Source organism: Streptomyces sp. 2131.1 (genome assembly GCF_900105515.1).
In the GTDB taxonomy this organism is placed as follows: domain Bacteria; phylum Actinomycetota; class Actinomycetes; order Streptomycetales; family Streptomycetaceae; genus Streptomyces; species Streptomyces drozdowiczii.
In genome coordinates this window covers 3,551,312-3,576,661 of the sequence record NZ_FNSY01000001.1, presented here as the reverse complement: position 1 = coordinate 3,576,661, position 25,350 = coordinate 3,551,312, and the positions used below count along the sequence as shown (strand labels likewise).

22 protein-coding genes and 1 tRNA gene are annotated in these 25,350 nt (G+C 69.3%); 11 read left to right on the top strand and 12 right to left on the bottom strand.

Going from position 1 to position 25,350, the window contains the following annotated elements; translation table 11 throughout:
• Nucleotides 1-28: 28 nt before the first annotated feature.
• Nucleotides 29-1,474 carry a serine/threonine protein kinase gene (locus BLW14_RS15920; protein ID WP_093707932.1) on the top strand — a complete coding sequence of 482 codons (1,446 nt, stop codon included), beginning with the start codon at nt 29-31 and terminating at the stop codon, nt 1,472-1,474.
• 3 nt (nt 1,475-1,477) lie between these two features.
• Here BLW14_RS15920 and BLW14_RS15915 read toward each other — a convergent pair whose 3' ends face one another.
• The 3 genes from BLW14_RS15915 to BLW14_RS34800 all read right to left on the bottom strand — a co-directional run bounded on the left by BLW14_RS15915 (nt 1,478) and on the right by BLW14_RS34800 (nt 5,073).
• Nucleotides 1,478-2,809, bottom strand: coding sequence for a hypothetical protein (locus BLW14_RS15915; protein WP_093707931.1), 1,332 nt, complete (start codon nt 2,807-2,809; stop codon nt 1,478-1,480).
• A gap of 17 nt (nt 2,810-2,826) precedes the next feature.
• On the bottom strand, nt 2,827-4,746 hold the full coding sequence (locus BLW14_RS15910; RefSeq protein WP_093707930.1) for a vWA domain-containing protein: 1,920 nt from the start codon (nt 4,744-4,746) through the stop codon (nt 2,827-2,829).
• A 192-nt stretch (nt 4,747-4,938) separates the two neighbouring features.
• Nucleotides 4,939-5,073, bottom strand: coding sequence for a DLW-39 family protein (locus BLW14_RS34800; RefSeq protein ID WP_003958712.1), 135 nt, complete (start codon nt 5,071-5,073; stop codon nt 4,939-4,941).
• A 306-nt stretch (nt 5,074-5,379) separates the two neighbouring features.
• Between BLW14_RS34800 and BLW14_RS15900 the strand changes: the two genes are divergently transcribed.
• Nucleotides 5,380-5,757, top strand: coding sequence for a DUF6344 domain-containing protein (locus BLW14_RS15900; protein ID WP_093707928.1), 378 nt, complete (start codon nt 5,380-5,382; stop codon nt 5,755-5,757).
• A gap of 174 nt (nt 5,758-5,931) precedes the next feature.
• Nucleotides 5,932-6,255 carry an SCO4225 family membrane protein gene (locus tag BLW14_RS15895; RefSeq protein ID WP_093707927.1) on the top strand — a complete coding sequence of 108 codons (324 nt, stop codon included), beginning with the start codon at nt 5,932-5,934 and terminating at the stop codon, nt 6,253-6,255.
• 70 nt (nt 6,256-6,325) lie between these two features.
• Here BLW14_RS15895 and BLW14_RS15890 read toward each other — a convergent pair.
• The 9 genes from BLW14_RS15890 to dnaA all read right to left on the bottom strand — a co-directional run bounded on the left by BLW14_RS15890 (nt 6,326) and on the right by dnaA (nt 19,001).
• Nucleotides 6,326-6,402 (bottom strand) — tRNA-Ile (locus BLW14_RS15890).
• 76 nt (nt 6,403-6,478) lie between these two features.
• Nucleotides 6,479-7,081, bottom strand: a complete 603-nt coding sequence (locus BLW14_RS15885; protein ID WP_093707926.1) for a DUF3566 domain-containing protein — start codon at nt 7,079-7,081, stop codon at nt 6,479-6,481.
• A 93-nt stretch (nt 7,082-7,174) separates the two neighbouring features.
• On the bottom strand, nt 7,175-9,844 hold the full coding sequence (gyrA, locus tag BLW14_RS15880) for a DNA gyrase subunit A (protein WP_093707925.1): 2,670 nt from the start codon (nt 9,842-9,844) through the stop codon (nt 7,175-7,177).
• A 47-nt stretch (nt 9,845-9,891) separates the two neighbouring features.
• Nucleotides 9,892-11,979, bottom strand: coding sequence for a DNA topoisomerase (ATP-hydrolyzing) subunit B (gene gyrB, locus BLW14_RS15875; protein WP_093707924.1), 2,088 nt, complete (start codon nt 11,977-11,979; stop codon nt 9,892-9,894).
• 366 nt (nt 11,980-12,345) lie between these two features.
• Entirely contained in the window at nt 12,346-12,906 is a 561-nt protein-coding gene (locus BLW14_RS15870) for a DciA family protein (protein ID WP_018522094.1), read from the bottom strand.
• Complete coding sequence (gene recF, locus BLW14_RS15865) at nt 12,903-14,033, bottom strand: DNA replication/repair protein RecF (RefSeq protein WP_093707923.1); 1,131 nt, start codon at nt 14,031-14,033, stop codon at nt 12,903-12,905. Before recF ends, BLW14_RS15870 begins: the two co-directional genes overlap by 4 nt.
• Before the next feature lie 84 nt (nt 14,034-14,117).
• On the bottom strand, nt 14,118-14,996 hold the full coding sequence (gnd, locus tag BLW14_RS15860) for a phosphogluconate dehydrogenase (NAD(+)-dependent, decarboxylating) (protein ID WP_093707922.1): 879 nt from the start codon (nt 14,994-14,996) through the stop codon (nt 14,118-14,120).
• Between the two features lie 128 nt (nt 14,997-15,124).
• Nucleotides 15,125-16,255, bottom strand: coding sequence for a DNA polymerase III subunit beta (gene dnaN / locus BLW14_RS15855; protein WP_018522091.1), 1,131 nt, complete (start codon nt 16,253-16,255; stop codon nt 15,125-15,127).
• 937 nt (nt 16,256-17,192) lie between these two features.
• Nucleotides 17,193-19,001 (bottom strand): chromosomal replication initiator protein DnaA, encoded by a 1,809-nt coding sequence (gene dnaA / locus BLW14_RS15845; protein WP_093707921.1) that lies wholly within the window; start codon nt 18,999-19,001, stop codon nt 17,193-17,195.
• Nucleotides 19,002-19,371: 370 nt separating this feature from the next.
• Between dnaA and rpmH the strand changes: the two genes are divergently transcribed.
• The 8 genes from rpmH to BLW14_RS15805 all read left to right on the top strand — a co-directional run bounded on the left by rpmH (nt 19,372) and on the right by BLW14_RS15805 (nt 25,247).
• Nucleotides 19,372-19,509: a 50S ribosomal protein L34 gene (gene rpmH / locus BLW14_RS15840; protein ID WP_006348049.1), complete on the top strand. Its 138-nt coding sequence runs from the start codon at nt 19,372-19,374 to the stop codon at nt 19,507-19,509.
• Between the two features lie 21 nt (nt 19,510-19,530).
• Nucleotides 19,531-19,902, top strand: coding sequence for a ribonuclease P protein component (gene rnpA / locus BLW14_RS15835; protein WP_093707920.1), 372 nt, complete (start codon nt 19,531-19,533; stop codon nt 19,900-19,902).
• Nucleotides 19,899-20,258 carry a membrane protein insertion efficiency factor YidD gene (yidD, locus tag BLW14_RS15830; RefSeq protein WP_093707919.1) on the top strand — a complete coding sequence of 120 codons (360 nt, stop codon included), beginning with the start codon at nt 19,899-19,901 and terminating at the stop codon, nt 20,256-20,258. Before rnpA ends, yidD begins: the two co-directional genes overlap by 4 nt.
• 3 nt (nt 20,259-20,261) lie before the next feature.
• Entirely contained in the window at nt 20,262-21,524 is a 1,263-nt protein-coding gene (gene yidC / locus BLW14_RS15825; protein ID WP_093707918.1) for a membrane protein insertase YidC, read from the top strand.
• A gap of 14 nt (nt 21,525-21,538) precedes the next feature.
• Nucleotides 21,539-22,048, top strand: a complete 510-nt coding sequence (locus tag BLW14_RS15820; protein WP_093707917.1) for a Jag family protein — start codon at nt 21,539-21,541, stop codon at nt 22,046-22,048.
• A gap of 108 nt (nt 22,049-22,156) precedes the next feature.
• Nucleotides 22,157-22,873, top strand: a complete 717-nt coding sequence (gene rsmG, locus BLW14_RS15815; RefSeq protein ID WP_093707916.1) for a 16S rRNA (guanine(527)-N(7))-methyltransferase RsmG — start codon at nt 22,157-22,159, stop codon at nt 22,871-22,873.
• A gap of 218 nt (nt 22,874-23,091) precedes the next feature.
• Nucleotides 23,092-24,168, top strand: coding sequence for a ParA family protein (locus tag BLW14_RS15810; protein WP_093707915.1), 1,077 nt, complete (start codon nt 23,092-23,094; stop codon nt 24,166-24,168).
• Nucleotides 24,165-25,247 carry a ParB/RepB/Spo0J family partition protein gene (locus BLW14_RS15805; RefSeq protein ID WP_177153993.1) on the top strand — a complete coding sequence of 361 codons (1,083 nt, stop codon included), beginning with the start codon at nt 24,165-24,167 and terminating at the stop codon, nt 25,245-25,247. The genes BLW14_RS15810 and BLW14_RS15805 overlap by 4 nt, the downstream gene beginning before the upstream one ends.
• Nucleotides 25,248-25,350: the final 103 nt, after the last annotated feature.

Sequence of the window (25,350 nt, the reverse complement as noted above, 5' to 3'; positions counted from 1 at the left end):
AACAGGAACGGGGAGCGAGCGCAGCGCCATGGGTGAGGTCTTCGCCGGACGGTACGAACTGGTCGATCCGATCGGACGCGGTGGGGTCGGTGCCGTCTGGCGCGCCTGGGACCACCGGCGCCGCCGCTATGTGGCGGCCAAGGTGCTCCAGCAGAGCGACGCGCACACCTTGCTCCGCTTCGTCCGTGAACAGGCGCTGCGCATCGAGCATCCCCATGTCCTCGCGCCGGCCAGCTGGGCCGCCGACGACGACCAGGTCCTGTTCACCATGGACCTCGTCAGCGGCGGTTCGCTCGCCCATGTCATCGGCGACTACGGCCCGTTGCCCCCTCGGTTCGTCTGCACGCTGCTCGACCAGCTGCTGTCCGGCCTCTCGACGGTGCACGCCGAGGGCGTCGTGCACCGGGACATCAAACCCGCCAACATCCTCATGGAGGCCACCGGCCGGGGCCGGCCGCATCTGCGGCTGTCCGACTTCGGCATCTCCATGCGCAAGGGCGAGCCCCGGCTCACCGAGACGAACTACGTGGTGGGGACGCTCGGTTACTTCGCCCCCGAGCAGATGATGGGAGCGGAACCGGACTTCCCGGCGGACCTCTTCGCGGTCGGTCTGGTCGCCCTGTATCTGCTCCAGGGCACCAAGCCCGATTCCCAGGCCCTCATCGAGCACTTCGCCGCGCACGGCACGCCGAGCGCCCCCGACGGCGTCCCGGAGCCGTTGTGGCAGGTCATCGCGGGGCTGCTGCAGCCGGACCCGCAGGACCGTTTCCGTACCGCCACGGGTGCGCGCAAGGCGCTGAACGCGGCCGTGGAGATGCTGCCCGATGCGTCGGCCGACGAGGAGCCGGTGGAGGTCTTCGACCAGATCGGCCCGCTGCCCGAGGGATTCGGTCCGGACGGTCCCCTGCCGTCCGGCCGGACCACGGCACTGCACTCACCGGGTCATCGGTCCACGGACCAGCAGGCCCCGGCGCACCCGGCCACCTCGCACCTGGCTCCGGAGGCGCCGGCTCCGCAGCCCTCCGCCCCGCAGCCCTCCGCGCCCCAGGCCAACGGGCCGCACTCCGGTGGGCAGTTCGTGCCACCCCCGGGCGTACAGCAGCCGCAGCCGTACCCCTCCGCGCCCGCTTCCATGTCAGAGACGGGCAGCTTCCACCTCCCGCCGCCCGAGCCGGCCGTTCCCGCGCACCACGCGCCTCAAACCGCCGCTCCGGGTGCCGCGTACGGCTACCCGGGCCCCGCGGCGCCCGGCTACTCCGCCCCCTACGGCGACCCGGCGCACGCACCGGCTCCCGGCCCGCACGACCAGGCGTTCACCCGTCCCTACACGGCCCCGCAGGCAGGAGCCCCCGTACCGGCACCGGCGACCGCCCCGGGAACGCGTCCGGGACCGTCCCCGAAGGTGGCGGTCCCGGTCCTGCTGGTGGCGCTGGTCTGCTTCGCCGTGGGGATCTGGGCGCTGACCCAGGCCTGAGGGCTACCAGGCCCGGGGCGGCCCCCCGTACGGGTACTGCCCCGTGGGCGCCGCGGGTACGGCGGCCGCGCGGCGCCGCGCGAGCAGCATCCACGCGCCCATCCAGAGCACCAGCACGGTGCCGGCGCCGATCCCGGCCGCCGCGACGAGCTTCATCGTGCTGCTGCTCCTGCTGTCGGCCGCGGCCTGCGCACCGCTCTGCCCCTGCCGCGCCGCGTCCTTGTCGCCCTGGGTCACGGCGAAGATCCCGGCGTCCCCCTTGTAGGGCGTCTTGGCGGCCTGTCCCTTCACGCTGATCTGGAGGGTCAGCGTGATCGGCTTGTCGCCGTACGCCTTCGCGACCGCGGGGCTCAGCGAGACGGAGAGGTAGTACCAGCCGGCGAACCGCATGCCCCTGACGTCGTCGCTGGAGTCGTTCCGGTTCTCGTACGCCACCGGGGGCAGCGGGTCGAAGGAGACGGAGGCCGGCTTTCCCGCGTACGACATCGGCGACACCTCACCGACGTGCCCCAGCGCGGGATTCTCCAGTGACATCGCCAGCGCGCTGCTGACGTACGGGTTCTGCGTGGAGGTGCTGTTGCTCAGCCCGGCCGTGGCGAAGAACTGCTGTCCCCAGTCCACCGGGACCCGGTAGAAGAGGGTCTGCCCGGGCTCGATGCGGTCCTTCCACTCCCCGGTCTCCAGACTCGTGGCGTCGTAGTAACCGGCGCCCCCGCGACGGGTGTTGTCCGTGGCAGCGGCGGGCGGCGGAGGTGAGGCGGACGGCCAGGACGTGGGGGCGTCGGTCGGCCCGGCGGAGGGGTTCGCGAGCTCCGGCTCGGAGACGTAACGCAGCTCCAGGTCCCACTCCCCCTGGTCGGACGTCGCCTTGCTGTCCCGCTCGACGAGCACGTAATACGTACCGGCGTCCTGGCAGTTGCCGTCCTCCTCGATCCGCCGGGAGGCGTAGGCGGCGAGGGGACGCGGGTACTCGGCGGACCCGAACATGGCGTCATTCGAGCTGCATTCGTCGTCCGAGCTGTCCCTGATGCTCACCGTGAAGCCGTCGGCGTACAACACCTTGCCGCCGCCCTTGGGGACGACCACGGCGGAGACGTAGGCGTTCGTCTTCGCGTCCAGGTTCAGCCGGTAGTACAGCTTCTGAGTGCCCGAGATCGCGCTCTTGTAGACGGTGTCGGGCTTCAGCGCCACGGCGTCGGCGCTGACCTCCGCACCGTTGACCGACTCGGCGTCCGGATCGAAGGTGTACGTGCCGGCTTCGCCCGCCGCGTACGCCTGCCCGGGCAGCGCCGCCACCGCGAACACCGCCGCCACCGCCGCGAGCGCCCCCCGCATCCTGCTGCGCCGCCTCATCACGCGCTTCCCCTCGTCATCCGTGCGGCTGCCGCGCGGCGGCCGCGTACATATACGAACACGGCCAGGACCACGGCCATGGCGGCGGCCCCAGCGCCCGCAGCCGCAACGACGGCCCATCCTGCCCCTCCCGTACCTCCGCTGTCTGCGGAGGCGGCCGATTCGCCGCTCTTGTCCGCGCCGGATCCGTGACCGCCGCCGGCGTTCCCGTCCGGCGTCCCCGTGACCGCCGGGGCGTCCCGGCCCGGCCCGGAGCGTTCCTCGCCCAGCACCATGACCCGCAGCACCACCCCGATCTCCGGGTTCTCCGCGATCTCCGCGGCGCGGGCCCCCAGGGTCACCGAGATGTAGAAGTCGCCCCCGACGTGCACCGGCTGGACCTCGGCCCCGCTCTCGTAGCGGTTGGTCCAGGCGACCGGGACGCCGCCCATCCGGACCGCCGCGGGGCGGCCGTCGTACATCGTGCTCGCCCGGAATCCGCCGCCACCGCCGAGTGGGAAGCGGGCCGGGGTGTAGAGCCGGCAGGCACCGTACGAGTAGGTGGAGCCGGGCCGGTCGACAGTGGGCTCGTTCGCGAACTCCACGCCGTACACGACCTGCTGGCCCCAGCCCGCCGGGACCTTGTACCAGAGCGTCTGCGACGGCAGGATCCGGTCGCGCCACACACCCCGGCCGAGTTCCAGCGCGTCGTTGAAGCCGGTGCCGCCCCGCACATCGCGCGGGTCACCGGTGGGCAGCGGGGCGCTCTCGCCCTCTCCGTACTCCGCCTCCGACTGGGCGGGCGTCACCCCGTCCGCCAGCGGCTCCTCGACCCCGTGGACCAGCTCCAGCGGCCAACGGGCCGTGTCCGAGCCCTTCTTGCCCGCCCGCTCCACCACGAGCCGGTAGCGCCCCGCGCGGTCGCAGGAGCGGTCGCCGCCCGGCGAGGGGACGCGGGCGACGGCGGCCGTCAGCGGAACCGCGCCCTCCTTCTGCGAGAAGCGCTCGGTGTTCGCCGCGCAGTACCCGTGTCCGGCCTGCTCGATCCTGGTGGTGAGCGCGTCGAAGGTGTCGACGGCCGCCCCCGGCTGCGGGACCGCCGTCGCGGCGAAGTCGGCCGTCGAGGCGTCGTCGAGGTCCACCGCGTAGTACCGCTTCTCGCCCGGCCCGATGGTGTCCAGGTACTGCCCGGGAGCCAGTACGGGTGCCCGGTCGGCGGTGGCCGCGCCCGTCACCCGGCGGCCCTTCAGCCGGTAGCCGTCCGCGGAGAGCTGGGCGGCGCGCTGGAGCTGGCGGGCCAGCGCGTCGGCGTCCGGTGCGTCGTAGTAGCGGCCGTTGCCCGCGTGCGCGATGCACTCCAGCTGCTCGCGGGCAGCGCCCTTCACCTGGAAGCCGACGGTGTCGATCCGCAGCCCGAGCTCTTCCCCACCGAGCTGTGCGGCAACCTCGCAGGGCTCCGGCGAACCGCAGTTGTCCTCGCCGTCCGAGACGAGCAGGATCGTGCGCGTGCCGATGGCGCCGTCCGCCGGCTCCGGCAGATCGTCGGCCGCCTTGCGGAGCGAGAGCCCGATGGGGGTGTCGCCCCGGGGCCGTACGGTTTCGACCGCCCGCTTCAGCGCGTCCCGGTCCAGTTCGCGCACCGGCTGGACGAGCCGGGTGTCCGTGCAGCCGCGCGGCCGGTCGGCGCCGTAGACCCGCAGCCCGGTCGGGTACCCGTCAGGCAGCCCGTCCACCACCGTGGAGACCGCCGCGCGGGCGCTCTCCATCCGGGTGTGCCCGGTGCCGTCGTCGTCCCCCATGGAGCCGGAGGAGTCGAGCACCATCACCAGGCTGCCGTGCCCACCGGTCCGCGCGGCCGCCGGTACCCCCTGGGCGTCCGCCGGACCCGCCAGGGCCGGCAGCACGCCCGCCACCAGGGCGAACAGCGCCCCGCCGATCAATGTCCCCGCCCGCACACCGCCGCGGTGATGCCCTGTCCCCACCTGTGCCCCCTAGACCGAACAGCCGCACCCTTTGCTCAAGCAAGTTATTGATTTGCGTGAGTGAACTCAAGAGCACGGCTGTCACGGTCCCGCAACAGCACAGAGCCCCGGCCGCGTCAGCGACCGGGGCTCGTACCAGGCTGTTCCGTCTCAGACACCCGAACCTGCGGGCACGGAGTCGGTCGCCTCCGTCCACAGATCCTGCTCGGCGCGATCCGCCTGGATCTGGCGGTACACGAGGAGCCCGCCGATGGCGGCCAGTGCGACCAGGAGAAGCTTCTTCACCGCGCGACCTCGTCTTTCGTTGGCGTAGGGGACTTCTGCCGCCCGACTATACACACCGGCCGATATCGGCCGGTGACCTCCCCGCAACCCAATTGGCGCCTGTGGAAGTGCGGTCGACGCCCTCCTGTGCCTCACCGTCCGACCGCCGCTCGATCCGCTCTCCGGAAGCCGGTGGCGGCCGGTTGAACCATAAGAGTGGTGTTCATCTGAAGATCGGCGCTTGCGCGGCGTCGGTCCACGAAATCGCGGGCCGGATCCACATCATCGGAAAGGTAAGCAAACCGGACCACCCGAAAGTGAGGGGCCATGAGCACCTTCAAGGCCAAGAGCATCTGGACCGCCTTCATCACCGCCTTCTTCGCCCTCCTCGCCTCCCTGGGCCTCGCGGCCTCCACCGCCGCCGCCGCGGAAACCACGAACACGAACACGGAGCCGGCGGCGACAACCCAGGAGCACGCCCCCGCGGCCCGCGCAACCGCGACCGGACCTTCGGTGCGATGGACCCTTCCGCGTGACCGGGCCCTGCCGCCGACCATGAAGCAGCGCATCCGGGCCGAGGCCCACGGCTCCTCACCCGCCACCCGGCACCTGTCGTCCGACGCGAAGAACACCGTGAACTCCACCGGTACCGCCCGCACCTCGCACGGCACCACGGCGCAGGACGCCTCGCTCCTCCCACCGTGACAGCGCCGCTGCTGATCCCCTGAGCCCCCGGGCCGGTGCACACCGGACGGGGGCTTTCCCGTGCGCCCGCACCCCCACCCCGAATGAGTAGGTCTACTCACGCCCGGACGACGGCCGGCGACAAGCATGAGAAGCACACAGCACGCCAGAAACGCTTCTTCCGGGGGGAATTCCATGCACGCTCGCGCCCTGTTCCGTCTGACCTTCGCCAACCCCGTCTCCGCCGTCTACCTGGGGATCGTCGGCGCCTCCCTCGTCTTCGAGGCGCTCGTCGCGACGTTCGGAGACCCCGGTTTCGTCGGAATCCGTTCGTTCCTCCTGACCGCCCCGGCTTCCTTGCTGTTCACGATGCTGGGCATCGATCTCTGGGGCACCACCGAGGTCCCGTACTGGTACGTGACCGGCGGCATCGTCGCCGGAGCCCTGGTCCAGGCGTTCGCCCTCGGCGCTCTCACCGAGACCCTGCGCGGCCGCCTGCGCCGCACGGCCATGAGATGACGCCGCGTTCCGGGACACCGTCCCGGAACGCCGAAGGCCCCCCACCGTTTCCGGTGGGGGGCCTTCGTGCTGGTGGGGCTAACAGGATTTGAACCTGTGGCCTCATCCTTATCAGGGATGCGCTCTAACCAACTGAGCTATAGCCCCGCCGCGCTTTTCCGTCGCGCTGACTTCTGAAGATTAGCGCACGTCGGGGCCAGTCCCAAAATCGATACCCGCCGGGCTACTCGTCCTCGGCCAGCGTGAGCTCGACACCGCCCACGAAACCGGCCGACAGGTTGTAGATGAAGGCGCCCAGCGTCGCCAGAGCGGTGGCCAGGACCACGTCGATCACCGCGATGACCGCGGTGAAGACGAGGACCCGCGGCAGCGACAGGAACGCCTGAAGGTCGAAGCCGTTGCCCTCGTTCGAGCCGGTCGCCTCGCTGATGGTGCCGCCCACGGTGGAGAAGACGCCCATCGCGTCCATCACCATCCACAGGACCGCCGACGCCACCACCGTGCAGATGCCCAGCGCGATGGACAGCAGGAAGCTGACCTTCATCACCGACCACGGATCGGCCTTGGCGACGCGCAGACGTGCCTTGCGGGTACGCGGAGTGGTCCGCGCCCCCGTCCGCGGCTTGCGGGCCGTCTGCGCCGGTCCCATGCCCTGCTGCTGACCGCCGTAGGTGCGGCCGCCGCCCTGGGTCCCGCCCTGCGGCGAGGGGTACGCCTGCGGCGGGTGGTACGGGCCCGCCTGGCCCGGTGCGGGTTCCCGCTCGCCGGGCAGCGGCCCGGTCGCGTAACCCTCGTACTGGGGCTGAGGGCCCCGGGTATCCGTCACAGTGCCCCCTTGGGAGTCCGTGGCGGGGCCACGGGCACCGTTACCTCCCGCTCCGGAAGCGGACGAACCGGCGCCCGTGGCTCCACTCACGCTCTACTCCTCGTGCTCCCCGGTCGAGGACGACGTGTCCTCGACATTGCTGTCGACCGTGCTGCCGGCGGCCGCCTCGGCCGTGGTGGCCTCGGCTGTCGCCGCCGCGGTCGTCCCGCCTTCGGCGTCGGTGTCGACGGAATCGTCGACCTCCGCGGCCTCGCGGCCCGCCTCGGCGTTGCGAGCGATGCCTACGACGGCATCGCGCTTGCCCAGATTGATCAGTTGGACGCCCATGGTGTCACGGCCCGTCTCCCTGACTTCGTTGACTCGCGTACGAATCACACCACCGCCGAGCGTGATGGCGAGGATCTCGTCGGTCTCCTCGACCACCAGCGCACCGACCAGCGAGCCCCGGTCCTCCACGATCTTGGCGGCCTTGATACCGAGGCCGCCCCGACCCTGTACGCGGTACTCGTCGACGGGGGTCCGCTTCGCGTACCCGCCGTCGGTGGCAGTGAACACGAAGGTACCGGGCCTGACGACATTCATCGACAGCAGTTCGTCTCCTTCGCGGAAACTCATGCCCTTGACGCCCGAGGTCGCACGGCCCATCGGACGCAGTGCCTCGTCCGTGGCGGTGAACCTGATCGACTGCGCCTTCTTGCTGATGAGCAGCAGGTCGTCATCGGAGGAGACCAGCTCGGCGCCGATCAGCTCGTCGTCGGAACCGTCCGCCGTCTCGCGCAGGTTGATGGCGATGACACCGCCGGAGCGCGGGGAGTCGTAGTCCTTCAGCGCGGTCTTCTTCACCAGACCGCCCTTGGTGGCCAGGATCAGGTACGGCGCCGCGTCGTAGTCCCGGATCGCCAGGATCTGCGCGATCCGCTCGTCCGGCTGGAAGGCCAGCAGGTTCGCGACGTGCTGGCCGCGCGCGTCCCGGCCGGCGTCCGGCAGCTCGTACGCCTTGGCGCGGTAGACCCGCCCCTTGTTGGTGAAGAACAGCAGCCAGTGATGCGTCGTCGACACGAAGAAGTGGTCGACGATGTCGTCTTCCTTGAGCTTCGTGCCCCGCACGCCCTTGCCGCCGCGCTTCTGCGAGCGGTAGTCGTCCGTCTTGGTGCGCTTCACGTAGCCGCCGCGGGAGATCGTGACGACGATGTCCTCCTCGGCGATCAGGTCCTCGATGGACATGTCACCGTCGAAGGGCACCAGCTTGGAGCGCCGGTCGTCGCCGAACTTGTCGACGATCGCCGCCAGCTCCTCGCTGACGATCTGCCGCTGCCGCAGGGGCGAGGCCAGGATCTCGTTGTACTCGTTGATCTTCGCCTGGAGCTCGTCGTGCTCGGCGGTGATCTTCTGGTGCTCCAGCGCGGCCAGCCGGCGCAGCTGCATCTCCAGGATCGCGTTCGCCTGGATGTCGTCGATCTCCAGCAGGCCCATCAGGCCCTCGCGGGCGATCTCGACGGTCTGGCTGCGCCGGATGAGGGCGATGACCTCGTCGATGGCGTCCAGGGCCTTCAGCAGGCCGCGCAGGATGTGCGCGCGCTCCTCGGCCTTGCGCAGGCGGAACCGCGTACGCCGGACGATGACCTCGATCTGGTGCGTCACCCAGTGGCGGATGAACGCGTCGATCGACAGGGTGCGCGGCACCCCGTCCACCAGCGCCAGCATGTTGGCGCCGAAGTTCGACTGGAGGTCGGTGTGCTTGTACAGGTTGTTCAGTACGACCTTGGCGACCGCGTCCCGCTTCAGTACGACGACGAGGCGCTGGCCCGTACGCGAGGAGGTCTCGTCGCGCACGTCGGCGATGCCGCCGATCTTGCCGTCCTTCACCAGGTCGGCGATCTTCTGCGCGAGGTTGTCGGGGTTGGTCTGGTACGGAAGCTCCGTGACGACCAGGCACTGGCGGTTCTGGATCTCCTCGACCGCCACGACCGCGCGCATCGTGATCGAGCCGCGGCCCGTCCGGTACGCCTCCTCGATGCCCTTGCGGCCCACGACCAGTGCGCCGGTCGGGAAGTCCGGGCCCTTGATCCGCTCGATCAGGGCCTCCAGGAGCTCCTCCTGCGAGGCCTCCGGGTTCTCCAGGTACCACTGGGCGCCGGCCGCGACCTCGCGCAGGTTGTGCGGCGGGATGTTGGTCGCCATGCCGACCGCGATGCCCGCGGAGCCGTTGACCAGCAGGTTCGGGAAGCGCGCCGGCAGGACCGTCGGCTCCTGGTTGCGGCCGTCGTAGTTGTCCTGGAAGTCGACGGTCTCCTCGTCGATGTCCCGGACCATCTCCATGGACAGCGGCATCATCTTGCACTCGGTGTACCGCATGGCGGCGGCCGGGTCGTTGCCCGGGGAACCGAAGTTGCCGTTGGAGTCCACCAGCGGCATGCGCATCGACCAGTGCTGCGCCAGGCGGACCAGGGCGTCGTAGATCGAGGAGTCGCCGTGCGGGTGGTACGTCCCCATGACGTCACCGACGACGCGGGCGCACTTGTAGAAGCCCTTCTCGGGCCGGTAGCCGCCGTCGTACATCGCGTACAGCACCCGGCGGTGGACGGGCTTGAGGCCGTCCCGTACGTCGGGGAGCGCACGCGAGACGATGACGGACATCGCGTAGTCGAGGTAGGAGCGCTGCATCTCCGTCTCGAGCCCGACGGGCTCGACACGCATACCCACGCCCTCGACGGGCGGAACCTCTTCGGGCGTCACGGGGACGGGGTTGTTCTCGTCGGCCATTGCTGGTCAAAGTCCTTTCGCGGCTGCGGCTTGCTTGTACGGCCGACTCAGATGTCGAGGAAGCGGACGTCCTTGGCGTTGCGCTGGATGAACGAGCGCCGCGCCTCGACGTCCTCACCCATGAGCACCGAGAACAGGTCGTCGGCCTGCGCCGCGTCGTCGAGCGTGACCTGGCCGAGCACGCGGTGGTCGACGTCCATCGTGGTGACGCGCAGCTCCTCGGCGTTCATCTCGCCGAGACCCTTGAAGCGCTGGATCGAGTCTTCCTTGATCCGCTTGCCGTTCTGCTTGCCGAGCGCGACCAGGGCGTCGCGCTCGCGGTCCGAGTACGCGTACTCGAAGTCGTCGCGACCCCACTTGATCTTGTACAGCGGCGGACGCGACAGGTAGACGTGGCCGGCCTCGACCAGCGGTCGCATGAAGCGGAAGAGGAACGTCAGCAGCAGGGTGTTGATGTGCTGGCCGTCGACGTCGGCGTCCGCCATCAGGATGATCTTGTGATAGCGGAGCTTCTCGATGTCGAAGTCCTCGTGGACCCCGGTACCGAAGGCCGAGATCAGCGCCTGGACCTCGGTGTTCTGGAGGATCTTGTCGACCCGGGCCTTCTCGACGTTCAGGATCTTGCCGCGGATGGGCAGGATCGCCTGGTACATCGGGTTCCGGCCGGACTTGGCCGAGCCGCCCGCCGAGTCACCCTCGACGATGAAGATCTCGCACTTGGTGGGGTCGTTCGACTGGCAGTCGCTGAGCTTGCCCGGGAGCGAGGCGCTCTCCAGCAGGCCCTTGCGCCGGGTCAGGTCGCGCGCCTTGCGGGCCGCCACACGAGCGGTCGAGGCGGCGATGCCCTTGCGGATGATGTCGGCGGCCTCGTTGGGGTTGCGGTCGAACCAGTCCGTCAGCTGCTCGTGGACGACCTTCTGCACGAAGGTCTTGGCCTCCGTGTTGCCCAGCTTGGTCTTCGTCTGGCCCTCGAACTGCGGCTCGCCCAGCTTCACCGAGATGATCGCCGTCAAACCCTCGCGGACGTCCTCGCCGGTGAGGTTGTCGTCCTTCTCGCGAAGCAGCTTCTTGTCGCGCGCGTAGCGGTTGACCAGCGAGGTCAGCGCGGCGCGGAAGCCTTCCTCGTGCGTACCGCCCTCATGCGTGTGGATCGCGTTGGCGAAGGAGTAGACACCCTCGCTGTACTGCGTGTTCCACTGCATGGCGATCTCGGCCGAGAGGAGCCGGTCCTTGTCCTCGGCCGCGATGTCGATCACCGACTGGTGGATGACATCGCCCTTGCGGGAGTTGAGGTACTTGACGAAGTCGACGATGCCGTTCTCGTAGTGGTACGTGACCGAGCGGGCCACTTCCTCCTCGGGAACGTCCGCCGCCTCCGCGCTGTCCGCGCCGGCCGTCGCCTTCGCCGACTCGCGCTCGTCGGTCAGCTTGAGGGTGAGGCCCTTGTTGAGGAAGGCCATCTCCTGGAAGCGGCGCGAGAGCGTCTCGAAGGAGTACTCGGTCGTCTCGAAGATGTCACCGTCGGCCCAGAAGGTGACGCTGGTGCCCGTCTCGTCGGTGGCCTCGTTACGTGCCAGCGGGGCGGTCGGGACACCGAACTTGTAGTCCTGGGTCCAGCGGTAGCCGTCCGTCTTCACCTCGACGGCCACGCGCGTGGACAGGGCGTTGACGACGGAGACGCCGACACCGTGCAGACCACCGGAGACGGCGTAGCCGCCGCCGCCGAACTTGCCGCCCGCGTGCAGGACGGTGAGCACGACCTCGACGGCCGGCTTGCCCTCGGACGGCACGATGCCGACCGGGATGCCACGGCCGTTGTCGACCACGCGTACCCCGCCGTCGGCGAGGATCGTGACGTCGATGGAGTCCGCGTGCCCGGCCATGGCCTCGTCGACGGAGTTGTCGACGACCTCTTGCACGAGGTGGTGGAGACCGCGCTCACCGGTCGAGCCGATGTACATGCCAGGTCGCTTGCGGACCGCGTCCAGACCCTCCAGCACGGTGATCGCGCTGGCGTCGTACGAGGCCGTGGCCTCGGCAGCGGCGGGAGCGACGTCGCCCTCGCTCCGGGTGGACGGAATGTTCTCGTTGGGGTTGCCGGAATCGGCCACGAAGCGCCCTTTCTGGCACAGCACAGGCCGTTCTCCGGGCAGGCGGGAGCGGCTGCGTCGTTCGGCTTGTATCGACGACTCCCGCCAGACGCGGGATTGTTCACCAGTCTACCGGTAGCGCCGACCCGAATGGGGGTTTGCGGGCACCTGAGTCCGCATGTGCCGCCCTGAATGAGCGGCTGACGACTCCCCATATCCGGGAAGGGGCCTCAGGAGGCTCACGAGGGCGTTGAGCGCTTCGGCCTGTCAGCCTCCCGCTACGGTGAGGGACGTCCGTTCACCGCCACCTGGTTTCACCCACCACGTAATCGCGGTCCGGGACGCCCTGAACGGTGGGCGCGCACCCGCGAGCCAGCGCCTGCGGAGGGGAGAATCCCAGGTCAGGACGGGTCAGCCGTAGGTGTCGCCCGGGCCCGTGCTTCCGGGGGCCCGCAGTGGGCCGTATCGGCGCTGAGGGCCGCCAGGGCCGAGCACCTTGATCATCCGCACCGTGCCGTTGCCCAGGTCCGCGTTGAGCCGGGCCACCAGCTGTGGGGCCAGCAGCCGCAGCTGCGTCGCCCACACCGTCGAATCGCACTGCACCGTCAGAACGCGCTGGTCCGGTTCCTCGTCGTACCGCACCGGTACGCAGTGGAGGGCGAGGTCGTCGCCGACGATCTGCGGCCAGCGGCCCATCACCCCGCCCACCGCGGCCGGGGTCTCCCAGCCGCGTTCGGTGATCAGGCGGTTGATCGCCGCGCCCAGAGGCAGCGGATCACGGCCGTCCGCCCGCGCCCCGGAGCGCAGCCCGCCGCCCCGCCTCGCCTGCTTCTTCTGCTGCGCGGCCGCGCCGCGGGCCCGGGCCTGCTCCTTCGCCGCGCGCAGGGCCACCCGCGCCAGGTCCACGCCGGACGGCTCCGCCGGCTTCGCCCGGTCGCCGTCCGGGGCCTTTCCCTCGCCGTCGCCGCTCACACCCGCTCCACCTCGCCGGCGGTGACCGCGTACCGCGTCCCCACGAGCGCCCCTGGCACGTCGTCGTCCACGGCGGCGGTCACCAGCACCTGCTCGGCCGGCGCCACCAGCTCCGCCAGCCGCTCCCGGCGGCGCGCGTCCAGCTCGGCGAAGACGTCGTCCAGCACCAGCACCGGTTCGTTGCCCTCGCCGCGCAGCAGCTCGTACGAGGCCAGCCGCAGCGCCAGGGCGTACGACCAGGACTCGCCGTGGCTCGCGTACCCCTTGGCGGGCATCGAGCGCAGGCCCAGCACCAGGTCGTCGCGGTGCGGGCCGACCAGCGTCACTCCGCGTTCGATCTCCTGCTTGCGGACGGCGGCCAGGGCCTCGACGATCTGCGCGTACAGCTCCTCGCGGGTGCGCGCGGGGCCCGCTTCGGCGCCGACGGAGCTGCGGTAGTCCAGCGTCACCGGCCCTCCGCCCGGGGCCACGTCCCCGTACGCCTTGTCGGCCAGGGGCTGGAGCACGGCGATCAGGTCCAGGCGCTGGGCCAGCAGCTCCGCGCCGACTCCGGCCAGATGCTGGTCCCACACGTCGAGCGTGGACAGGTCAAGGGAGCGGCCGCCGTGCCTGCGGGCCATCGCCGCGGACTTCAGCAGGGTGTTCCGCTGCTTCAGCACGCGCTCGTAGTCGGACCGGACCCCGGCCATCCGGGGCGACCGCGCGGTGACCAGCTCGTCCAGGAACCGCCGTCGCTCGCCGGGGTCGCCCTTCACCAGGGCCAGGTCCTCCGGCGCGAACAGCACCGTCCGCACGATGCCGAGCACGTCACGCGGCCTGACCTGCGAGGACCTGTTGATGCGGGCGCGGTTGGCCCGGCCCGGGTTGAGCTCCAGCTCGACCAGCTGCGAGCGCTCGCCCTGGGTGACGGCCGCCCTGATCACGGCACGCTCGGCGCCCATGCGGACGAGCGGGGCGTCCGAGGAGACTCGGTGGCTGCCGAGCGTGGCGAGATAGCCGACGGCCTCGACCAGATTCGTCTTGCCCTGGCCGTTGGCCCCCACGAACGCGGTGACGCCCGGGTCGAGAGGCACCTCGACCCGGGCGTACGAGCGGAAGTCGGCCAGCGACAGATGCGTGACGTGCATGGTGTGCGCCGACCTTCCCGGCTTCCTGCTCCGTGCTCCGGCGGGCGGGAGAGGCGGTCGGCCCCTCCCGCTCCTCGTTGCGGGTTACTTCTTGTTCTCGACCGCGTGGCCGCCGAACTGGTTGCGCAGCGCGGCGATCATCTTCATCTGCGGGGAGTCGTCCTGGCGCGAGGCGAAGCGCGCGAAGAGCGACGCGGTGATCGCGGGCAGCGGCACGGCGTTGTCGATGGCGGCCTCCACCGTCCAGCGGCCCTCGCCCGAGTCGGACGCGTAGCCGCGGAGCTTGTCCAGGTGCTCGTCGTCGTCCAGGGCGTTGACCGCCAGGTCGAGCAGCCAGGAACGGATGACCGTGCCCTCCTGCCAGGAACGGAAGACCTCGCGCACGTCGGTGACGGAGTCGACCTTCTCCAGGAGCTCCCAGCCCTCGGCGTAGGCCTGCATCATGGCGTACTCGATGCCGTTGTGGACCATCTTCGCGAAGTGGCCGGCGCCGACCTTGCCCGCGTGGACCGAGCCGAAGTCGCCCTCGGGCTTGAGCGCGTCGAAGATCGGCTGGACCTTCGCGACGTCGTCGGCGTCGCCGCCGTACATGAGCGCGTACCCGTTCTCCAGGCCCCAGACGCCGCCGGAGACGCCGCAGTCGACGAAGCCGATGCCCTTGCCGCGCAGCTCCTCCGCGTGCTTCTCGTCGTCGGTCCAGCGGCTGTTCCCGCCGTCCACGACGATGTCGCCGGGCGAGAGCAGATCGGCCAGCTCGTCGACCGTGGACTGGGTCGCGGCTCCGGCCGGGACCATCACCCACACGACCCGGGGGCCCTTGAGCTTGCCCACAAGCTCTTCCAGGCTGTGGACATCGGCGACATCCGGGTTGCGGTCGTAACCGATGACGGTGTGGCCTGCGCGGCGGATGCGCTCGCGCATGTTGCCGCCCATCTTGCCGAGGCCGACGAGACCGAGCTCCATCAGAGATTCCTTAGCGTTGTGCCGATTCGTACCCAAGTCCGAGCCTACGCCCGGAAGGGGACAGGACGCCGGGCGTGCTCGGCGCTGAACACGCTCGTCGGGCCCCGCCGGGGCGGGGCCGGGGGAGGTCAGCCGGAGAGGCGGACCGGCATGATCAGGTACTTGTACGCGTCGTCCGCCTCGGCGTCCACGGCCGGGCGGCCGCTGAGCAGCGCCGGCTTGGTGGAGGTCGTGAAGGAGAGCTGGGCGACCGGGGAGTCGATGGCGCTCAGGCCGTCGAGCAGGAAGGTCGGGTTGAAGGCGATCGAGATGTCGTCGCCCTCCAGCACGGCGTCGACCCTTTCCACAGCCTGTGCGTCGTCGCTGGAGCCCGCTTCCAGGATCAGGACGCCCTGTTCGAAGCTCAGCCGGACCGGGGTGTTGCGTTCGGCCACCAGGGCGACGCGCTTCACGGCCTCGACGAACGGGGCGGTCTCGATCACGGCGACCGAGTTGAACTCGGTGGGGAAGAGCGTCCGGTACTTCGGCAGGTCGCCTTCGAGCAGTCGGGTGGTCGTACGCCGTCCGGCGCCCTCGAAACCGATGAGCCCCTCGCCCGCGCCCGAGCCGGAGAGCGCCAGGGTGACCGTGTCACCGCTGGTGAGGGCCTTGGCGGTGTCCAGCAGCGTCTTGGCGGGCACCAGGGCCACGGCGGAGGCCTCCGGGTCCTCCGGCTTCCAGAGGAACTCGCGGACCGCGAAGCGGTAACGGTCGGTGGAGGCGAGGGTGACGGTGTCGCCCTCGATCTCGATGCGCACACCGGTCAGGACGGGCAGCGTGTCGTCGCGGCCGGCGGCGATGGCGACCTGGGCGGCGGCGGAGGCGAAGACCTCACCGGGCACGGTGCCGGTCGCGGTCGGCATCTGCGGCAGTGCCGGGTATTCCTCCACAGGAAGGGTGTGGAGTGTGAATCGCGAGGAGCCGCAGGAGACCGTCGCCCGTACACCGTCTGTGGAAATCTCCACCGGCCGGTTGGGGAGGGCGCGGCAGATGTCGGCGAGCAGCCGGCCGGAGACCAGGACGGTGCCGTCCTCCTCGACCTCGGCCTCCACCGAGACGCGCGCCGAGACCTCGTAGTCGAAGCTGGAGAAGCTGAGGGCTCCGTCCTCGGCCTTCAGCAGAAGGCCCGCGAGAACGGGCGCCGGCGGACGGGCCGGGAGGCTGCGGGCCACCCAGGCCACCGCCTCCGCGAGTACATCGCGCTCCACCCGGATCTTCACCGGAACCGCCTCCTGCTGTTCTCGCCCTGCTGGCCTTCGTCGTCTGGTCGGGTCGCTCCGCCGAAGACGGGGAGGACGCCGGGGACCAGTCTGACGCACCGCACCGACACTCGGTGCTGCTCGGGGTCAAATCGCGGCGGAAGGCTCGGAGCGCTCCGAGGGCGAGTTGTGCACAGGCCCCACTTCGAAACGGATTCCGGGCTAACTATGGGTGGTGGTAGTAGTAGGGCCTGTGGAAACCGTGGATAACCCCGTTTTCGCAGGTCAGGGCCCGTTTTTTATCCACCGGCCCTGTGGGTGGCACCGGTGGACAACCCGGGCTTTCTGTGGACACCCGGAAGTTGTGCACAACCCGTACACAGGACAGGGGAGTTTCTCCCCAGGTCTGTCCCCAGCTTTACCCCCGTTCCCCACAGGCCAACCCCGCCTCTTGGTGTGACGCCTTTCACTCGGGCCGGTGACAGGGCCTGTCGTGTTGCCGAACAGTGGACAGCGGTGTGGAGAAGCGGCCCCCGACTGGGGAAAACAGCCTCTGACCTGTGGGCAGCCGGTGGACAACGCGGCGCGGTGCCTGTGGACGAAAATCTTGTCCACAGGCTGTGGATCATCGTTGACCACAAATCCCCAACCCTCTGAGCTGCCCTGATGTCCTCCCGGTGGTTCTGCCTGTGGATGCAGTATGGACAACTTTTGGATCCCCAGGCTGTGGAGGGAAAAAAGTGCCCGGATCTGTGGAGAACACCCGTGTCCTCCCGAGTAATCGAACAGGGCGGGGCCTCCGGCAGAGGGCGCGGTGGACGGCCGGCCGCCGTCCGGAGCCGTGCGAGAGGGGGTTGCGAGCCGCTTTTCGGGGAATGCGGAAGGGCGCTGTGCGGACTCCTGACGAGTCCGCACAGCGCCCTCGGGGTACGTGCGGGAGTCGGCGCGCGGGGCGCCGTCAGCCGTTCTTGATGCGGTTGGTGAGTTCGGTGACCTGGTTGTAGATGGAGCGCCGCTCCGCCATCAGAGCCCTGATCTTGCGGTCCGCGTGCATCACCGTCGTATGGTCCCGGCCGCCGAACTGCGCACCGATCTTCGGCAGGGAGAGATCCGTCAGCTCGCGGCACAGGTACATGGCGATCTGCCGGGCCGTCACCAGCACGCGGCTGCGCGACGATCCGCAGAGGTCTTCCACCGTCAGCCCGAAGTAGTCCGCGGTCGCCGACATGATGGCGGTCGCCGTGATCTCGGGGGCCGTGTCCTCGCCGCCCGGGATCAGATCCTTCAGCACGATCTCCGTGAGCCCCAGGTCCACGGGCTGGCGGTTGAGGCTGGCGAAGGCCGTCACCCGGATGAGCGCGCCCTCCAGCTCACGGATGTTGCGCGAGATACGGGAGGCGATGAACTCCAGTACCTCCGGAGGGGCGTTCAGCTGTTCCTGCACCGCCTTCTTGCGCAGGATCGCGATGCGGGTCTCCAGCTCGGGAGGCTGGACATCGGTGGTCAGCCCCCACTCGAAACGATTCCGCAGGCGGTCCTCCAGAGTGACCAGCTGCTTCGGCGGCCGGTCGGAGGAGAGCACGATCTGCTTGTTGGCGTTGTGGAGCGTATTGAAGGTGTGGAAGAACTCCTCCTGCGTCGACTCCTTGCTCGCCAGGAACTGGATGTCGTCGACGAGCAGGATGTCGACGTCGCGGTACCGCTTGCGGAACGTGTCGCCCTTGCCGTCACGGATCGAGTTGATGAACTCGTTGGTGAACTCCTCGGAGCTGACGTACCGCACCCGGGTGCCCGGGTAGAGGCTCCGCGCGTAGTGCCCGATGGCGTGCAGCAGATGGGTCTTGCCGAGCCCCGACTCCCCGTAGACGAACAGCGGGTTGTACGCCTTCGCAGGCGCCTCGGCCACCGCGACGGCCGCGGCGTGCGCGAAGCGGTTCGAGGCTCCGATGACGAAGGTGTCGAAGAGGTACTTCGGGTTCAGCCGGGCATGCGGCTCGCCGGGGCCGGGGGCCGGCGCGGGCTGTGCGCCCATCGGCCCGGGGGCTCCTCCGCCGGGCCTGCCGGTGCCGGGGCCCGTGCGGTGCTGCGGCTCCGGGAGCTCGTGGCGCTCGGGGCGGGGGCGGTCGGTGTGCTGGGGCTCGTACCCCTGGCGCTCGGGCGGCTGCTGGCGGTAGTCGTGCTGCGGGGGGCGGCCGCCGCCGTACGGCTCGCGCCACTGGTCGGCGGACGGCTCGCGGTCCTGGAAGCCGCCGAGCCGGGGCTGCTGCCAGGACAGGTCCTCCTGGGTACGCGGCCAGGCGCCGGGCTCCGGGCGCTGCTGCTGGTAGTCCGGGTAGGCCGGCCGTGCGGTCGGCATGCCGTCGTCCGAGGGCCGGGCCCCGTAGTTCTCGTACGCGTCGCCGGGGCGGGCCTCGTCGTGCCGAGGGCCCTGGTAGCGATGGGGCGGCTGCTGCGACTGGTGCATGGGGGGTGCCGGCGGCCCGGCCGGCTCGCCGGCGGTGTCGTCGACGGTGATCGCGATCCGGATGGGGCGCCCGCACTCACGGCTCAGCGTCTCGCTGATGAGGGGCGCGAGGCGGCCTTCGAGGACACGCTTGCCCCACTCATTGGGGACGGCGAGCAGTGCGGTGTCGGCCACCAGGGCGAGCGGCTGACAGCGTTCGATCCACTGCTTGTCCTTGGGCTCGATGCCCTGCTGCCCCTCCCCGAGGAGCTGCTCCAGCACTCGCGGCCACACTGCGGCAAGATCGGCAGGTACGTCAGCCACAAGGCACGCTCTCTCGCTGGTCCCACGAATGTGTGGTTCTCGGGACGGTATGGGTCGGGACCGGCAGGCGGGAAGAAAAAGAACCGGAGTTCAGCCACGGTAGTCAGCCCGACCCGCGTGGTTCAAGTCGTTGTCCACAGCCTGTGCACAATGGGGGGTCCGACAGGGTCGGTTTGACCGGATGGCGTAGCCGCGCGTACCGTGACCAGGTCGAGTTGTCGATGGCTGCTGCCGCCTGCCTCCGATGGGCAAAGATCACGATCTGTGATTGTGAAGCGGTGCACTAGGGCGTTTACGCGAGTCTCTCGTGGGCGCACGGTGACAGCCAGGCGATGTCCCGCCAACCACGAGTCTTTTCTGGAGCCCCCGAGTGAGCAAGCGCACCTTCCAGCCGAACAACCGTCGTCGCGCGAAGACCCACGGCTTCCGGCTGCGGATGCGCACCCGTGCCGGCCGCGCGATTCTCGCGTCCCGCCGCAGCAAGGGTCGCGCCAGCCTGTCCGCCTGATCGCGTACAGGTCGTCATGACGTGCTGCCTTCCGAGAATCGGCTGAGGCGGCGCGAGGACTTCGCGACCGCAGTACGACGAGGACGCCGGGCCGGTCGCCCGCTCCTCGTCGTCCATCTACGAAGCGGTGCAACCGACCCGCACGTGACTGGGGAGAACGTTCCCCCGCCGCGTGCGGGTTTCGTTGTCAGCAAAGCCGTGGGTGGTGCGGTCGTCCGCACAGCGGTGAAGCGCAGGCTTCGCCACCTGGTCCGAGAACGACTCGCCCAGCTGCCCCCCGGTAGCCTGGTTGTCGTACGAGCGTTGCCCGGAGCGGGCGACGCCGGCCATGAACAGCTGGCCCGAGACCTGGACGCCGCGTTGCAGCGGCTGCTGGGAGGGGGCGTGCGATGAAGTACCCGCTGCTGGCTCTCATCAAGCTGTACCAGTGGACGATCAGCCCACTTCTCGGGCCTGTCTGCCGTTACTACCCGTCGTGTTCCCACTATGGATATACGGCGATCGACCGGCACGGAGCGATCAAGGGAACGGCGCTGACGGCCTGGCGCATCCTGCGATGCAATCCGTGGTCACCCGGCGGCGTGGACTACGTACCACCACGCAAACGTCCGCGTTGGCACGAAATGCTGCGCAGCGCGCTACGCGGCAGCAAGGGCGGGGACTCCGCCGCTGACGTGCCTTCCGGGGGTTCGGCCAACGAACTCCCGAGTTCGGCCGCAGAGACTTCGCCCAATGCTCAAGGAGCCTGATTAGTGGACACGATTGCCAGTCTGTTCAGCTTCATCACCTGGCCCGTCTCCTGGGTCATCGTCCAGTTCCACAAGTTGTACGGGGCGATCTTCGGTCCCGACACGGGATGGGCCTGGGGCCTGTCCATCGTGTCCCTCGTGGTGCTCATCCGTATCTGTCTGATCCCGCTGTTCGTCAAGCAGATCAAGTCGACGCGGAACATGCAGCTGCTCCAGCCGAAGATGAAGGCGATCCAGGAGCGCTACAAGAGCGACAAGCAGCGTCAGTCCGAAGAGATGATGAAGCTGTACAAGGAGACGGGTACCAACCCGCTCTCCTCGTGCCTTCCCATCCTGGCGCAGTCGCCGTTCTTCTTCGCGCTGTACCACGTACTCTCCGCGATCGCCTCGAACAAGAAGATCGGCGTCATCGACCAGTCGCTGCTGGACAGCGCCCGTCAGGCCCACATCTTCGGTGCCCCGCTGGCCGCCAAGTTCATGGACAGCGCGGAGAAGGTCGACGCCCTCGGTGCTTCGCTGACCGACGTCCGGGTCGTCACCGCGATCATGATCGTGATGATGTCGGCCTCGCAGTTCTTCACGCAGCGCCAGCTGATGACGAAGAACGTCGACCTCACGGTCAAGACGCCGTACATGCAGCAGCAGAAGATGCTGATGTACATCTTCCCGCTGATCTTCGCGGTCATGGGTATCAACTTCCCCGTCGGTGTCCTCGTCTACTGGCTGACCACCAACGTCTGGACCATGGGTCAGCAGATGTACGTGATCAACCAGAACCCGACCCCGGGCAGCAAGGCCCAGGAGCAGTACCTCGGACGGCTCCTGAAGAGCGTCACCGCGCACGGCGAGGTCCGCGGGCGGACCCGTCGCAACACGGTCAAGCGGATCGTGGCCAAGGGCCCGGACCGCAATGACATCGAGCGGAAGTTCGTCGTCGGACTGGCCAAGCTCGGACTCGCTCCGCAGGAGGACGGCACGGTGGCCAAGAGCGACACCGCCGTCGCGGAGGCGGAGGGTGGTGCTGCGCAGCGACGCCAGCAGCCCAAGCGGCAGACGAAGTCGCAGCGCCAGACCGGTGCGACCCACCAGGGCGGAGTCAAGGACGGCGACTCCGATGAGTCGGAGTCCAAGACCTCCCTGCAGAAGAGCACCGCTCGGGACGACAAGTCGAAGCCGGCGGGCAAGTCCGCGTCCGGCTCCTCACGCCAAGCCAAGTCCGGACAGCGCAAGGGTCCGCAGCGGCCCAAGCACCCGTCCAAGAAGTAAGAAGGAGTCCATCCGTGACGGAAGGCACCACCTCCACGGCCGCTGAGGGCAGCGACACCTTGACCCGCCTTGAGCAGGAAGGGGAGATCGCAGCGGACTACCTTGAGGGCCTGCTCGACATCGCCGACCTCGACGGCGACATCGACATGGACGTCGAGGCGGACCGGGCCGCGGTCTCGATCATCAGCGAATCGGCGCGCGACCTGCAGAAGCTCGTGGGGCGCGACGGCGAGGTCCTGGAGGCGCTCCAGGAGCTGACGCGGCTGGCCGTGCACCGGGAGACCGGTGACCGGAGCCGTCTGATGCTGGACATCGCCGGGTTCCGGGCCAAGAAGCGCGCGGAGCTCGCCGAGCTGGGTGCCGAGGCGGCGGACAAGGTCAAGAGCACCGGTGAGCCGGTGAAGCTGGACCCGATGACGCCGTTCGAGCGCAAGGTCGTGCATGACGCGGTCGCGGCCGCGGGCCTGCGCAGCGAATCGGAGGGCGAGGAGCCGCAGCGCTTCGTCGTCGTCCTGCCGGCCTGACCGGCTCCTTACCTGTCGGCCCCGTCTGTTCGCAGACGGGGCCGATCTTTGTCAGCCTGATAGACAGCCACCATGGTGCGGTAGTGCGGTATGGAAGGACGGTCCCCCGTGACGGAGGAAGTAGCGCTTCCCCAAGCGCCCGAAGAGGCCCGGGAAGTCTTCGGTGAGTGCTTTCCCGAGGCTGTCCGGTACGCGGAACTACTGGCGGACGCGGGGGTCACGCGCGGGCTGATCGGTCCGCGTGAGGTTCCGCGTCTGTGGCACAGGCACCTGCTGAACTGCGCGGTGCTCTCCGAGGTGGTTCCCGAGGGGGTCACGGTCTGCGACGTGGGCTCGGGGGCCGGGCTCCCGGGAATCCCCTTGGCACTGGTGCGTCCAGACCTGAAGATCACCCTGCTGGAACCGCTGCTGCGCCGGACGAACTTCCTCCAGGAGGTCGTTGAGCTCCTGGGCCTCGACCATGTGACAGTCGTCCGCGGCCGGGCCGAGGAGGTCCTCGGCTCCCTTCAGCCTGTGCACGTGGTGACCGCCCGGGCGGTTGCGCCGCTGGACCGGCTGGCCGGCTGGGGCGTGCCCCTGCTGCGGCCGTACGGCGAGATGCTCGCGCTCAAGGGGGACACCGCCGAGGAAGAGATCAACGGTGCGCGTGCGGCGCTCAGCAAACTCGGTGTGGTGGAGACCGAGGTGCTGCACGTCGGCGAGGGCGTGGTCGATCCGATGTCCACCGTGGTGCGTGTGGTGGTCGGTGAGAGCCCGGGCGGCGTGAGGTTCGCCGCAAAGCGAGCCAAGGCCGCGCGGACCAGCCGGACGCGTCGTCGGCGCTGAGCCGTACGCGCTCCGCGCGGAGTGTCGTGTCTTTGTAGCTACGCTGCGGAGGCATCGTGTTTCACGTGAAACGTCGTTCTCTGCTGCATGGAATCATTGGCCGCGGTCATGAGGCAGCCGCCCCACCCCATCGCAGGCCCGTTAGGGCTACGGAGTTGTCCACAGAAGTGGTTTCATCCACAGAAGAGCGGGCCTCGCTGGTTCACGACCCCGAAACCATGACAGGCTCTGCTCATTGCGAGCCTGAAGTCGAGGAGAGTGAATCCTTGCGGTCCGACGCCAACATCGCGGGGCCGATGACCGAACCGGTCCCCGGCCCCCGAACCGAATCGGCGGGGGACGGTGTTTCACGTGAAACACCGCCGCCGATGGACGACACACCCATCGGTCGCGCGGCCCAGCTGGCGGTGGAGGCCCTCGGCCGAGCCGGCGAGGGACTGCCGCGGCCTGAGCAGACCCGCGTCATGGTCGTGGCGAACCAGAAGGGTGGGGTGGGCAAGACCACCTCGACGGTGAACCTCGCCGCGTCGCTGGCACTTCACGGTGCACGGGTCCTGGTGGTCGACCTCGACCCGCAGGGCAACGCCTCCACGGCTCTGGGTATCGATCACCACGCCGAAGTCCCCTCGATCTATGACGTCCTCGTGGAGAGCAAGCCACTCTCCGACGTGGTTCAGCCCGTTCCGGACGTCGAAGGTCTCTTCTGCGCCCCGGCCACCATCGATCTCGCCGGTGCGGAGATCGAGCTGGTGTCGCTGGTGGCGCGGGAGAGTCGACTCCAGCGCGCCATCCAGGCGTATGAGCAGCCGCTGGATTACATCCTGATCGACTGCCCGCCCTCGCTGGGCCTGCTGACGGTCAACGCACTGGTGGCCGGTGCTGAGGTGCTGATCCCCATTCAGTGTGAGTACTACGCACTGGAGGGCCTGGGCCAGCTTCTGCGGAACGTGGAACTGGTGCGGGGCCACCTGAACCCCACTCTCCATGTGTCCACGATCCTGCTCACCATGTATGACGGCCGGACCAGACTGGCGTCGCAGGTGGCGGAGGAGGTCCGCAGCCACTTCGGCAAGGAGGTGCTGCGGACCAGCATTCCCCGGTCGGTCCGCATCTCCGAGGCACCGAGCTACGGGCAGACCGTGCTCACCTATGACCCCGGTTCCAGTGGATCGCTTTCCTACCTCGAAGCGGCCCGGGAGATCGCGCTGCGCGGGGTCGGGGTGCACTACGAGGGACAGCACGCCCACACGGGCGGTTCGATCAGTCAGCAGAGCAATTCGGAGGGGATCCAGTGAGTGAGCGTCGTCGAGGGTTGGGGCGAGGGCTCGGTGCCCTGATCCCAGCCGCTCCGCAGGAGAAGCAGCTGTCGTCCACCGGGACCGGGGCTTCCGCTCCTGTCCTCACCACGGAGCGGGGTGTGGCCGCCGCGAAGGTGACGACACTCGGATCCAACCCCGTCGTGCCGGAGCCGAGCGCGCCCGTGGGGGCCGAGTCGACGGTCCCCAACGATGTGGCCGGGGCGTACTTCGCCGAGGTGCTGCTCGACTCCATCACGCCGAACCCGCGGCAGCCCCGTGAGGTCTTCGATGAGGACGCGCTGGCGGAGCTGGTCACCTCCATCAAGGAGGTCGGTCTTCTCCAGCCGGTCGTGGTACGCAAGATCGGGACCGACCGCTTCGAGCTCATCATGGGCGAGCGGCGCTGGAGGGCCTGCCGGGAGGCCGGCCTGGAGCGCATTCCCGCCATCGTCCGCGCCACCGACGACGAGAAGCTGCTCCTGGATGCCCTCCTGGAGAACCTTCACCGGGCTCAGCTGAACCCGTTGGAGGAGGCGGCTGCCTACGACCAGCTGCTCAAGGACTTCAAGTGCACGCATGACCAGTTGGCCGACCGGATCGGACGCTCCCGGCCGCAGGTATCCAATACCCTGCGTCTGCTGCGGCTGTCGCCTCCGGTGCAGCGTCGAGTGGCCGCCGGAGTGCTGTCGGCGGGCCATGCGCGCGCCCTGCTGTCGGTGGACGACTCGGAGGAGCAGGACAAGCTGGCTCATCGCATCGTGGCCGAGGGACTCTCGGTGCGTGCGGTCGAGGAGATCGTGACGCTCATGGGCTCCCGGCCCACGAGCGCCAAGAAGGCCAAGGGGCCGCGCGCGGGAGCCCGGCTCTCTCCGGCCCTCACCGACCTGGCGTCGCGGCTCTCCGACCGGTTCGAGACCCGGGTGAAGGTCGACCTCGGGCAGAAGAAGGGCAAGATCGTCGTCGAGTTCGCCTCGATGGAGGATCTGGACCGCATCCTCGGCAGCCTCGCGCCGGGCGAGGGCCGTGTGCTGGACCGCGCCCAGTCCGAGGAGCCCACCGAGGACGACGAGAGCTGACTCCGTCGATCGCCGAGAGGGCGGGCTGTATCCGGTTCACGGATACAGCCCGCCCTTTGCTTTGTCACGGTGTCAGCTTGATCCGGTGGTGGTTACGATGCGT